The following is a 13,416-nucleotide window of genomic DNA, read 5'->3' on the forward strand; positions in this document are numbered from 1 at the left end:
TAATGACTACAACAATGTTCCACAAAACGATTTTCCTAGTGTCTTTATTCGGATTATTTTCTGCAAATGCACAGCAAAACGATTCGATTACAAAAATTGACAGTACTTCACATCAGCTAAAATTCAATTACAAACAATTGATCATTCCGGGTGTATTAATTGGCTATGGTGTTATTGGACTAGAAAGTGATCAGTTGCTGAGTTTCAATTCACAAATCAAAAATGAGGTCACCGAAGATATTGATAACAAAATTACCATTGATGACTTTTCACAATATGCGCCTGCAGCATCGGTTTATGCCTTGAATGCTTTTGGCGTAAAGGGTAAGAACAATATGCGCGACCGTTCTGTAATACTTATAACTTCGTATGCAATTATGTCTACAACGGTTTTGAGTTTAAAATCGATTGTACATGAAGAAAGACCAGACGGAAGCTCAAATAACTCCTTCCCTTCTGGACATACTGCAACTGCATTTATGGGTGCCGAATTTTTATATCAAGAATATAAAGATAAATCGATTTGGTACGGAATTGCTGGTTATGCCGTTGCAACAGGAACGGGATTATTTAGAATTTACAACAATCGCCATTGGTTAACTGATGTTGCTGCTGGAGCTGGAATCGGAATTTTAAGCACCAAAATTGCATATTGGATTAATCCGTATATTACTAAAAAGCTATTCAAATCATCAGCCGAAAATAAATCTACTTCTATGATAATGCCTTTTTATAACGGGCAGCAATATGGATTAGGATTTGCGAAAGTTTTTTAGTTTTTTTGCCACAAAGGCGCTAAGACACAAAGTTTTTTAAGCCACATATTTCACAGATTAAAAGGATTTTTTACTACTTTGTATAGTTTGTTTGCCACGAATTGCACAAATTTTCACGAATTATGTTGATTATATTTTGACTAAAAAATTTGTGAAAATTTGTGCAATTCGTGGCGAAAAAAAAATAATCCTTTTAATCTGTGGCAAAACTCTTTTTATGTATTCGAAGTATTATTCTTAATCTCTCGAACTTCACGTTTCAATTCTAAAAGCAAATCTTTCATTTCTCCAGTTTCCGTTGTTTCCTGCTTCTTATCCGAACGGCCGATATTGCATTCGTATTCCCATATTTCCAGAATATCAGAAGCTTTCACTTCATAATTCGGGTAAAAACTATTGTCTGATTCCAAAACGAGAGCGTTCTTTTTGTTTTTATTGAGACGTTTGTACACCATTCCTTCATTTTTGGTAATCAGAATATAGGTTTTCCCATCCATCACCTCTCCCAGCTTTTCTACATAACGGCCAATAATAATCGAACCATCTTCGTGTGGAGGCATTGAATCGCCTTCAACGGGAAATCCGCGGTGTTTTCCTGGTCCCAAAAAAGGAAGTGTAATCTGCTGTAAACTTTCAATATATTCTGGATCAGCATATCCGTTTAGATAACCTGCTTTTGCTTTTTGAGATACAATTTCAATAAAATTTTCTCCAAAACTATCCACTTGAATGGGTAAAATAAGTCGGTTGCCTTCCAGTTTTATCAAATTTTGCACATCAATTTTACGGATATCGACAGATAATATCAAGTCGATACTCATATGAAAATATAATGCAATCTTCTTTAAAATGTCATACGGTGCTTCCGAAGTTCCATCTTCGTATTTCACGTATCTTCCTCTTGTAATACTTAGGTTTTCAGCTAATTTTTCTTGTGATATTTTATGCTTAACCCTTAGTGCTCTGATGTTGTCTGAAAATAAGGACATAATTAATTTGTTATAATTTGGAACAGCAAATATACAAAAAAATGTTATCACCTGTGCTAATTTTGTTCCATACAAAAACAAAAGGAAAAAATGGCACGGGCAATTGTACATATGGATTTGGATACCTTTTTTGTATCCTGCGAAAGACGCACCAACTCTGAACTCAATGGAATTCCGCTTATTATAGGTGGCGGAGACCGTGGCGTTGTGGCCTCTTGTTCGTATGAAGCTCGTAAATTTGGAGTGCGCTCTGCTATGCCGATTCGTATGGCGTTAAAACTTTGTCCAGACGCAAAAGTGATGAAAGGCGACATGGAATTGTATTCGCAACTTTCTCATGATGTAACCGAAATTCTTCAGGAAAAAGCGCCTGTTTTAGAAAAAGCAAGTATCGATGAATTTTATATGGACATTACTGGAATGGACAAATTTCACGGCAGTTATAAATGGACAAATGAATTGGCTCAAAAGGTGATTAAAGAAACCGGACTGCCTATCAGTTTTTCATTATCCATCAATAAAACCGTTTCTAAAATTGCAACTGGCGAAGGGAAACCTGTAGGGAAACTTGAAATTCCGGAACAAAAAGTACAAGACTTTTTAAATCCGCTTTCGATTCAGAAAATCCCAATGGTTGGAGCGGTTACTTTTCAGCTTTTGTCCCGAATTGGTGTTCGAAAAATTCAGACTTTGGCCGAAATGCCAGCCGAAGTTTTACAACAAATGATTGGTAAAAATGGCCTCGAACTTTGGAAAAAAGCACACGGAATCGATCATACTCCTGTTGAACCTTATACCGAAAGAAAATCAATTTCGACCGAAACGACTTTCTCTCAAGATACTATCGATCTTGCAAAACTGAGAAGAATATTATTAGGAATGGTCGAAAAACTGGCATTTCAGCTTCGTGCAGAACAATGGCTAACTTCGACTGTTACCGTTAAAATACGTTACGCCAATTTTGATACCGAAACCAAACAATGTCGAGTAGCTTATACTTCGGCCGATCATATTTTGACCAAAAATGTAATAGAGCTTTTTGAAAAAGTCTATCAGCGTCGTATGCGTCTACGCTTGATTGGCGTTCGCTTTAGCGGATTGGTACGCGGCACTTATCAAATTGATCTTTTTGAAGATACTCAGGAAATGCTTTCACTTTATGAAGCGATGGACAAAATGAAAAGCCGTTATGGTTTTGATGCCGTAATGCGCTGTGCCGGAGCGCACTTTAAACCTAATACTAAAGACGAAATCTTAAAACGCAAGAAATAATGTATCTTAATTGCCATTCTTATCATTCTCTACGCTACGGCACAATTCCGCTTAAGGATTTGATTGCCGAAGCCGTTTTGCATGGTATAAAAGCAATGGCATTAACAGATATTAATACCGTTACCGGAATTTACGCTTTTATAAAAGCGTGTCAGGAAAAAGAAATAAAACCTTTGATTGGAATGGAATTTCGATACAATCATGAATTCCGATATATTGGCCTCGCTAAAAATGCTGAAGGTTTAGCTGAAATGAATCGCTTTTTAACGGATTATAATTTCAGCGGAGAAACTTTGCCTTTGCGTGCTCCAAAATTCGAATCGGTTTTTGTGATCTATACTTTAGAGAATGCTCCTGAAACACTTTTTGAAAATGAATTTATCGGAGTTCGTCCTGAAGAAGTTTCGAGTCTTCTGACTTCAAAACATAAAAATAAAATCTCCAAAATGGTGATTTTACAACCTGTAACCTTTAGAAGTAAAAAAGAATACAATCTGCATAAAGTGCTTCGTGCTATTGATACGAATATTATTTTATCGAAACTTTCGGAAGCTGATTACTGTAAAGTTTCTGATGTAATGAAACCTGTAGAATCGATTCTTCCATTCTATGAAAAATATCCTGAAATCATTTTGAATACACAACGTATCATTGACGATTGCAATTTTCAATATGATTTTTCAGCTAAAAGAAATAAAAAATTCTATACCGAAAACCGTCAAAAAGATTTAGAAAAACTGACCGAATTGGCTTGGGAAGGATTTGAAAAACGTTATGGAAACGATAATATTGAAGCAAAAGCTCGCGTAGAAAAAGAATTAAAAGTTATTGACGAATTAGAATTCAGCGGTTATTTTTTAATTACTTGGGATATTATTCAATATAGCAATAGCCAAGGTTTTATGCATATTGGTCGCGGAAGCGGTGCCAACAGCATCATTGCCTATTGTCTCGGAATTACCGATATCTGCCCTATTGAACTCGATCTCTATTTTGAACGTTTTTTAAACCTCAACCGTAAAACTCCGCCTGATTTTGATATTGACTGGAGCCGGCAGGAACGTAACACAATTTTAGAATATATCTTCAGAAAATACGGTAAAGATCACGTTGCTTTTTGTGGAACGAATGTCGAATTTAAATACAGATCTATTTTTAGAGAAGTTGGAAAAGTTTTCGGGCTTCCTAAAGAAGAATTAGATCTTTTGGCAAAAAATCCTGAAGAACTTCATCCAACCAATAAAATTGTAAAATTGGTTCAGGAATATGGGAAAATGATGGGAAAATATCCCAATCAACGAAGCATGCATGCGTGTGGAATTCTAATTTCTGAAGAACCGATTACCAATTACACGCCTTTGGAAATGCCTCCAAAAGGTTTTCCAATCGTACTTTTTGATATGCATATTGCCGAAGAAATTGGTTTTGACAAGTTTGATATTCTAAGTCAGCGTGGTATTGGTCATATTGACGACAGCGTAAAACTGATTGCCAAAAACCGAGGCATAAAAGTTAATATTCGCGACACTTCCATTTCTAAAGACGAGGCTGTTTGCAATTCTTATTTAGCAAAAGGACATACTATTGGCTGCTTTTATATCGAAAGCCCTGCTATGCGTGGTTTACTGCGCCGTTTAAATTGTGATAATTATAAAATTCTTGTCGCCGCGTCATCTATTATTCGTCCCGGAGTAGCACAATCAGGAATGATGAAGGAGTATATTTTCCGCCATAATAATCCAACTCAATTTGAATATTTCCATGAAGTTTTTAGGGAACAGCTTGGCGAGACTTATGGCATTATGGTTTATCAGGAAGATGTCATTAAAATTGCCCAGCATTACGGCGGACTTCCCGCTCCTGATGGTGATATTCTTCGTCGTGCTATGTCGGGAAAAGGAAGATCTTTGGAAGCGTTGCAAAAAGTAAAAGATAATTTCTTTGCGAGCTGTGCACAAAAAGGACATCCCGAAACTTTAAGTCAGGAAATTTATCGTCAAATTGAATCTTTCGCAGGATATTCTTTCTGCAAGGCACACTCAGCTTCTTATGCTGTTGAAAGTTATCAGAGTTTATACTTGAAAGTCAATTATCCTGTGGAATTTATGACAGCGGTAATCAACAATCAAGGCGGATTTTACAGAACCGAAGTGTATGTACATGAAGCAAGAATGTCTGGCGGAACGATTCATAATCCGTGTGTGAATAAAAGCGAATATCAAACTACTTTATATGGTACCGATATTTATTTAGGTTTTATGCACATTCAAAGTTTAGAATCGAAAATCGCGCATTTAATTGAGGAAGATCGAAATAAAAAAGGAGATTTTAATTCTCTCGAAAATTTTATCAATCGAATTCCAATTGGAATTGAAGGCATTAAAACCCTGATTTTTATTGATGCTTTTCGTTTTACAGGAAAAACAAAAAATCAGCTTTTGGTAACTGCCAGTCTGCTGTTGAATAATTTTAAACCTGAAAATAGAGATCTGAAATTATTACAAGAACCCGTTAAAGAATACAAGCTTCCAAAATTAGAGCGTTCCGTTTTTGAAGATGCTTTTGACGAAATCGAATTATTGAGTTTCCCCGTTTCGTGTACTGTTTTTGACCTTCTCCAAACCAAACACCGTGGAGATATCATGGCGAAAGATTTGGTTCAATATCATAAAAAACAAGTTAGAATGCTGGCGTATCTCATTTCCAGAAAACATGTCCCAACAAAAAAAGGAACCATGTATTTCGGAACTTGGATCGATCACGAAGGAACTTATTTTGATACGGCACATTTTCCGGATAGTTTAGGAAAATATCCTTTTCAGGGCGGAGGCTGTTATTTATTATTAGGAACTGTAGAAGTTGATTATCATTTTCCGACTATTACAATAACCAAAATGGCAAAAATGCCTTTTATTCCAGATCCGCGTTATATGGATTCAAAAGATCAATACAGAACACAAAATCAAATAAAAGAAGATGTGAGTTTGACGCATCGTGCGCCTTATCCGCAAGGACATGAAATTAATCTGCCGAGACACCGAATGAAATTTTAAATGAGTACAATGATTTAACACATAGAAAAATAGTTTACTAGCTTGTAGAGATGCCAATTTAACTTTAACCTATGTGTTAAATTTTAAATAACTAAAGAACAACTTACGTTATATAAAGATGAAAAATACGGAATATGCTATAGTCGATATTGAAACCACAGGCGGAAATGCCAGTGGCAGCCGCATTACAGAAATTGCGATCATTATTCATGATGGTAAAAATGTGCTAGATCGTTATGAAACTCTTGTAAACCCTCAACAGGACATACCTCCTTCTATTTTTGGATTAACGGGAATCAATAACGAAATGGTTGCCAATGCGCCAATCTTTGATGACATTTCTGAGAAAGTACTCGAAATGCTTACAGATCGTATATTCGTTGCTCATAATGTCAATTTCGATTATTCGTTTGTGCATCATCAATTGGAACAAGCTGGTTTTAAATGGTCGGCTAAAAAGCTTTGTACCGTTCGCGCTGCGCGAAAAATCAAACCGGGATTGGGTTCTTATAGTTTGGGAAATCTTTGTAACTCTTTAAATATCAATTTAGAAAATAGACACCGCGCCGGTGGAGATGCCGATGCTACTGCTTTGCTTTTTTCGCTTTTATTAGAATGGGATGATGCCGGAGAAATTGATAAAATGATCAAAAAAACAGCAGAAGATCAACGATTGCCTCCAAATCTTCCTGCAGACGATTTTAATAATTTACCTGATAAACCTGGTGTCTACTATTTTTATAATCAGGCTAAAAAAGTAATTTATGTTGGAAAAGCAATTAACTTAAAAAAACGTGTCACTTCACATTTTACAGGAAATAACATTAAACCGCAAAGGCAACATTTTTTAAGAGATATTCACGGAATTTCCTTTGAAGTATGTGCAACCGAATTAATGGCACTTCTTTTAGAATGCACCGAAATCAAAAAACTCTGGCCAACTTATAATAGAGCTTTAAAACGCTTTGAAGCCAAATTTGGCATTTATCAATACGAAGCCAGAAATGGCTATAAATATCTGGCAATCGGGAAAATGAGCAAATTTCAGACTTGTATTCATGAATTCAACAACCAACATACTGGTATTCATTTCTTGCGAAGTCTTGCAGAACAATTTGAAATTGACCATCGCTTCTGTAAATATTCAAGACCTGAAGAAGGTGATTTTTTCTATAACAATGAAATAAAAGAATTGCCAGATGTTTCGCTTCACAATGAACAAGTCGATAATGCTATTACTTTTTTATTGAATAACAGACCAAGTTTTGCCATTATAGACAAGGGACGATCTGCAGACGAAAGAAGTTGTATCTGGATAGAAAACGGTCATTTTTACGGAATGGGATATATTTCAAGAGATGTAGCCATCAACGATTCTGATGAAGTTAAAAATTACGTTACACCTTATAAAAGCAATCAATATATTGATCAGTTAATTTTTGCTTACGCCGAAAAATATCCTCGTAAAGTATTCTTTAATAAACAACTTTTTATTTCCTAAACCGAATACAAATAAAATAGAGCTGTAAAACTAAGATCTAAATTATGACACTATTTAGCGACACCGAATTATTTACTACAGGTTTGGGAGGAAAAAAAATATTTGACATTCCAGATTCTGAATTAATTTTAATCGATAACTTCTTCACCAAAGAAGAATCTGATTCTTTTTATGAGAGAATACTTCGCAAGACCAAATGGAGAGAACATGAAATGGAGGTTTACGATAAAACTTATACAGTTCCTAGAATGATTGCATGGTACGAAGACAAAGATAATGAAGGCGCAGATCCAAAAGGTCCAGATTGGACTTATGAATTATTAAAAATTAGAGGACGTGTGGAAAAAGAAACACAACTTGATTTTAATGCCGTCCTGCTCAATTTATATCGAAACGGAAATGATGGCGTAGGCTGGCATAGCGACCGAGAACATAATACGGGACCAAATCCTGTTATTGCTTCTGTTACTTTTGGGGAAACAAGAATGTTTAAACTTCGCCATAAATTCAGGAAAGAAATTCCGCCAATTGAGATTCCGCTCCATCATGGATCTTTCTTACTTATGGCTGGAACTACTAATAGTTTTTGGCAGCATCAAGTTCCGAAAACAGCTCGCGATGTTTTGCCAAGGATCAATCTTACCTTTAGAAGAACCAATCGAAATCTTTGATTTTTATTGCATTGAATCTTTAAAAAGAAGTATTTTTTCTTCAAAACAACGTAAGATATTCCTTCTTTAAAAAGTTAAAACATGCACTATATGAACCTTTTACTAGGCAAAACCTATCTTTTTTACTATTTTTGCAACCTTTTTTAAAATACAACACCGTAATGGCTTATTCGAACAATGATTTAGCGCGTTTCTTAGACGCACAGAACAAACTTTATCTTACCGCTCTTTCTGAAATCAGTAAAGGGAAAAAAGAAACACACTGGATGTGGTTCATTTTCCCGCAAATAAAAGGCTTAGGAAAAAGCGATACTGCAAATCTTTATGCCATTAATGACTTAAAAGAAGCTACAGATTATTTGGAACATCCAATTTTAGGAAAGCATTTAATCGAGATTTCAGAATTATTATTAACTTTTAAAATGAAATCAGCTGATGGGATTTTTGGAGATTTAGATGCTCGAAAATTACGCTCATGCATGACTTTGTTTTCTTTAGTTGAGAATGCAAATCCTATATTTCAAGAAATTTTGGACGCTTTCTTCTCTGGAGAAACTGATCCAATTACTTTGTCTATTATTAATTCAACTATAAAATCTGTTGATGAACCGGTTACAATATAACTAAGTTTACAACGATTATTTACATTCAAAAGACACTAATTTATAGTGTCTTTTTTTGTTTACAGATTATTCTATTCGACAAAATGCAATCATAATTTATTTATTTAAAAAGAATTAGCCTTAACTTGCATAATCAACCTCAAATCTAACCACATCATGACCGAAAAAATTAGAACTTTACAGATCATTCATTTTGGTATTTGCGCAGGAACAATTATCGCTTATTTCATTATTGGAGATCTTTCGTTAGAAAAATTACACTTTCCTATTATTGATTCTGCTTCCATAATTTATCTTGCAATACCAGTTCTAGCCTTTGTTTTGAGCAGTATATTATTTAAGGCGCAATTAAAACAAATTGATCCGAAACTAAAACTCGAAAATAAACTACCAATTTATCAAACAGCCTCAATTATGCGATGGGCAGTTTTAGAAGGCGCAGCTTTTATCATTTTATTTCTTAACCCTGATTTTATAATATTCGGAATTTTTCTAATTGTATACCTTCTTTTCCTAAGACCAACAGAAGAAAGAATTACTAATGATCTTTCTGATAATTAAATCATACTCAAAATAAAAAAGCATCTTGAAAATCAAGATGCTTTTTTATTAAGTAGTTTTTTCAACTTAAAAATATTATTCGTTTGGCTTTGTCAAATAGTAAACTGGAATTCCAGTTAGCATAATTAATACTCCCCATCCACAAGTTGAGAATTTTGTAATTAATAGCGATACGCAAATTGCTGTCGCTACAATGATATATAGCATTGGTAAAAACGGATACCCAAATGCTTTATAAGGCCTTTCTAAATCTGGCATCTTTTTTCTAAGAATAAAAATTCCGTAAATCGTCAAGATATAGAAAATCAATACAATGATAATTACAAAATCTAACAGATCGCCATATTTTCCTGTAAGACACAAAGCAGATGCCCAAAAACATTGTGCCCAAAGTGCCCATGCCGGAACACTAGAACTATTTAAAGTAGCAGCTTTTTTGAAAAACAAACCATCTTTTGCCATAGTATAATATACTCTCGCACCCGCCATAATTAATCCGTTGTTACAGGCAAAAGTAGAAATCATAATCATAATTGCGATAATCAACGCTCCAACATTTCCAAAAATATAATCTGAAGCTACAACTGCAACACGATCGAATTTTGCTGTTGCAATCTCATCGAACGGAACTACAGCCAAATACATAAGATTTGTCACAACATACAGAGATGTCACAATAAAAGTCCCTAGAAACAGACTAAGACCTACATTTCGTTTCGGATTTTTAATTTCGCCAGCGATAAAAGTTACACCATTCCAAGCATCACTAGAGAATAATGATCCTACCATTGCTGCTGAAATTCCAGAAATTAAAGCAGTTCCGCTAATTGGAAGCCATGAACTGCTTTCCTTATCAAATGTTCTTGTACTCCATCCATCTGCCCAGTTAGCATCCCAAACAGAAGATTTCGCAGCAAGCGTTAATCCAAAAATGACTAATCCAACAAGAGATAAAATTTTAATTATTGTTAAAACGGTTTGCAAAACTTTTCCGTTTTTAACACCACGGCTATTAATAAAAGTTAGCACAATAATTGTAAAAATCGAAACCAGCTGAGCCGCATTTAACTTAAAAGCCCCCAATTCGTAAAGAATATTTTCGTCACTTAAGGGCTCATACAAATAAGCAGCAAATTTAGAAAAAGCTACTCCGACAGCTGCAATAGTACCTGTCTGAATAACAGCAAAAAAACTCCAGCCGTATAAAAAGGCTATTAGTTTGTTGTAAGCTTCTTTCAGGTAAACATATTGCCCACCTGCTTTAGGAAACATAGCACTTAATTCGCCGTAACTAACTGCTGCTACAACAGTAATAAATCCAGACAAAAGCCAGATTAATGTAAGCCATCCTGCCGATCCTACTTGTCGGGCAATATCTGCGCTTACGATAAATATCCCGGATCCGATCATAGAGCCAACCACAAGCATGGTTCCGTCTAAGAGGCCGAGTTCTCTTTTAAAATGTTCTTGGTCGTTTTCTTGCATTTTTATTGGTTTAGGTTGGCTAAAGATATACTTTTTTCTGAAATCTTAATCTTCACTGCTAATTTTTTAAAAAAGATAAAAAAACCATATAAAAACTTACTCTTTACGGCTTTACGTAATGTTGTAATATTTAATTTACATAAATTTGAGACATACAGAGGTATATTTTTACAAAATATTCAGCTATCACAAACAAAATATAAGCTTTAATCAATTAATAAATTCAGAAATTTAACCTAACGTTTCAATAGTAATTTCAGGTACTTTGATATAGCTGAAAATAAATTATTGAGCGGATTGTAAAATCTAAAGTTAAAATCTGGAAGGCGGAACAACTTAACCCAAATCTAGTACCTAAAGTTTTCGTCGTTAAAGGCAATTATGTCACAAAAGGGAAATAATAAATTATGAAAAATTTAAAAATTTATCTAAGTATTGCTTTCATTTCACTGCTAACAAGCGCAACTTTTCTTGCTTGCTCAAATGATGAGAACGAGAAACAAACTGCTAAAACTTCCAAAGAAGAGTCCAAAACTAATTCACTAACAAGTAAAGCAGCACAAACTACCTGTGATATTACAAGTCCATCAATATCAGTTGCAGGAACTTCTGAAGTTTTTGCAGGTTCGCAAGTAACATACACTTATACAAATACTACTGGAGTTCCAAGTGATATCCAATGGAGTACAAACGACCCAGTAAACATTCAATTACTTTCAAATACCGGATCAACAATAACGGTTAAATTTGGAAATAATTTTACAGGAGGGCAGATTACCGCTGGAGGAACTGGACCTGGAGCTTCATTTTGCCAGTCAACTGTAAATGTGACAAAATTGGCTTGCTGTACCCCAATTCTTTCTGCATCATATATTTGTAGAGGAAGCGGCACGGGAAGCGCTGGAGGAAGCCTTGAAATAGCACTTCCTACTGCTAATAATTGCAAAATTACTTGGGAACATATTACTAAAATAGACCTAAGCCTGTCAGACGGAACTAAATTTACGGTTACCAATCCAAGTAGCTTATACAACCAAAGTCAAGGCACATTAACATACCCATATATTTTAACTAACAACAAAATAAATTTACCATTTCGTAATCAACAATGTTCACCAGACATAGCGTGTTCAGCGACATTTTATTTCAATAACGGATGTCCTACTACAACAGCAACTGTAGTTACACTAGGACCACTTGAAACATCTGAATAATTTTAATTTATAGAATTTGAAAAACTGCAAAATATTTTTGCAGTTTTTTTTTATATAATTGAGCGCTTGAATTCGTAAGTAAAATACTTACTTGAAAAGATAAAAACTTTCCAGAAACTACATTTATCATTTGTTTTGAAGCATTAGAATTTTTACTTAATTTTAAATAAAAACAACATCATGACTTGGGATCCTAAAAAATACAACGAATTTAAAGAAGAACGTTCTAAACCTTTTGATGATCTTACAAGTCATATTATTGACAAACCCAATCTTAAAGTTATTGATTTAGGCTGTGGAACAGGCGAGCTTACCAAAAAATTGTTCCAAAAACTCACCAATCCAACTGTTCTTGGCATTGATAATTCTGCAGAAATGTTGGCAAAAGCACCAACCCATGAAAATCTTAAATTTGAAGAAATCACAATTCTGGAACAAATTAAAGACGAAACCAAATGGGATTTAGTTTTCTCGAATGCAGCATTGCAATGGATTGATAATCATAATGACCTTTTTCCGAAAATTATTTCGCGGATCAATCCAGGCGGGCAACTAGCGGTCCAAATGCCACAGCAAAATGAAAACATTCTTAATAAAATACTTTTTCAATTGGTGCAAGAAGAGCCTTTTGCATCGTACCTTAAAAACTGGACACGTCCTTCTCCCGTACTTACTTTAGATGAATATGCTAAAATCCTTTTCGAAAATGGTGGCAAAGATTTGACTCTTTATGAGAAAGTTTATCCTTTAATTTCCAATAAAAAAGATGACTTTTTCGATTTTATTTCAGGGTCAGCATTAACTGTTTATCAAGAAAGATTAAAAGAACAAGAGTTTGCATTATTAACAGCCGAATTTAAGAATAGAATAGACACATATTTCCCAACTGTCCCATCGATATATGCTTTTAGAAGATTGATTATTTATGCTAAATTCTAACAAAAAAAAAACGATAAAATCAATCCGTAATCTTTAAACAAAATAAAGCATTATTATTTTCTGTCCTAAGTCTTCTCTGATTCTCCTTTTCTACTCAAAATTGATTGCAAAATCTCTTATTTTAATTTTTTAAATTGTTAAAAATTCCATTAAAATAAGACAAGTTTCTAAAAACCAATAAGTTAAACAAAATAAAGAATAAATAGAAAATATTTTTTTTTCACGATTATTTTTTACAAAAATTATAGGATAATTTTTATTATATTTGAGATAATGATTTCAATAGCATTTATAAAAGCAAAATATTTTAACAAGTGTTTAATTTTTAGCAA

Annotated in this window: 11 protein-coding genes; 9 read left to right on the forward strand and 2 right to left on the reverse strand. The window is 34.2% G+C overall.

Annotated elements, in window-relative coordinates; genetic code table 11:
* The first annotated feature begins 14 nt into the window (after window positions 1-14).
* On the forward strand, window positions 15-776 hold the full coding sequence (locus AC1Q5Z_RS18475) for a phosphatase PAP2 family protein (RefSeq protein ID WP_492446620.1): 762 nt from the start codon (window positions 15-17) through the stop codon (window positions 774-776).
* 215 nt (window positions 777-991) lie between these two features.
* Here AC1Q5Z_RS18475 and AC1Q5Z_RS18480 read toward each other — a convergent pair whose 3' ends face one another.
* The gene (locus tag AC1Q5Z_RS18480) at window positions 992-1,765 is read right to left on the reverse strand and encodes an XRE family transcriptional regulator (protein WP_026730406.1); all 774 of its coding nucleotides are present in this window, start codon (window positions 1,763-1,765) and stop codon (window positions 992-994) included.
* 90 nt (window positions 1,766-1,855) lie between these two features.
* Between AC1Q5Z_RS18480 and dinB the strand changes: the two genes are divergently transcribed.
* From dinB to AC1Q5Z_RS18510, 6 genes are all read left to right on the forward strand, one after another.
* Complete coding sequence (gene dinB, locus AC1Q5Z_RS18485; RefSeq protein WP_492446309.1) at window positions 1,856-3,037, forward strand: DNA polymerase IV; 1,182 nt, start codon at window positions 1,856-1,858, stop codon at window positions 3,035-3,037.
* Complete coding sequence (locus tag AC1Q5Z_RS18490; protein ID WP_492446310.1) at window positions 3,037-6,090, forward strand: DNA polymerase III subunit alpha; 3,054 nt, start codon at window positions 3,037-3,039, stop codon at window positions 6,088-6,090. Before dinB ends, AC1Q5Z_RS18490 begins: the two co-directional genes overlap by 1 nt.
* Before the next feature lie 118 nt (window positions 6,091-6,208).
* Entirely contained in the window at window positions 6,209-7,591 is a 1,383-nt protein-coding gene (locus tag AC1Q5Z_RS18495) for an exonuclease domain-containing protein (protein WP_343589009.1), read from the forward strand.
* 44 nt (window positions 7,592-7,635) lie between these two features.
* Entirely contained in the window at window positions 7,636-8,262 is a 627-nt protein-coding gene (locus AC1Q5Z_RS18500; RefSeq protein ID WP_198857507.1) for an alpha-ketoglutarate-dependent dioxygenase AlkB family protein, read from the forward strand.
* 161 nt (window positions 8,263-8,423) lie between these two features.
* Window positions 8,424-8,885 (forward strand): DUF1810 domain-containing protein, encoded by a 462-nt coding sequence (locus tag AC1Q5Z_RS18505; protein ID WP_198857508.1) that lies wholly within the window; start codon window positions 8,424-8,426, stop codon window positions 8,883-8,885.
* A 156-nt stretch (window positions 8,886-9,041) separates the two neighbouring features.
* Entirely contained in the window at window positions 9,042-9,446 is a 405-nt protein-coding gene (locus AC1Q5Z_RS18510; protein ID WP_343589008.1) for an MFS transporter, read from the forward strand.
* A gap of 75 nt (window positions 9,447-9,521) precedes the next feature.
* Here the strand turns inward: AC1Q5Z_RS18510 and AC1Q5Z_RS18515 are convergent, their stop codons facing one another.
* Complete coding sequence (locus tag AC1Q5Z_RS18515; RefSeq protein WP_492446313.1) at window positions 9,522-10,931, reverse strand: APC family permease; 1,410 nt, start codon at window positions 10,929-10,931, stop codon at window positions 9,522-9,524.
* Window positions 10,932-11,338: 407 nt separating this feature from the next.
* On the opposite strand from AC1Q5Z_RS18515, the gene AC1Q5Z_RS18520 reads away from it, so the two are divergent.
* Window positions 11,339-12,145, forward strand: coding sequence for a hypothetical protein (locus AC1Q5Z_RS18520; RefSeq protein WP_198857511.1), 807 nt, complete (start codon window positions 11,339-11,341; stop codon window positions 12,143-12,145).
* A gap of 180 nt (window positions 12,146-12,325) precedes the next feature.
* A complete protein-coding gene (locus AC1Q5Z_RS18525; protein WP_343589006.1) occupies window positions 12,326-13,084 on the forward strand; it encodes a methyltransferase domain-containing protein in 759 nt (252 codons plus the stop codon).
* Window positions 13,085-13,416: the final 332 nt, after the last annotated feature.

Source organism: Flavobacterium sp. GW823-FHT06G12 (genome assembly GCF_058794775.1).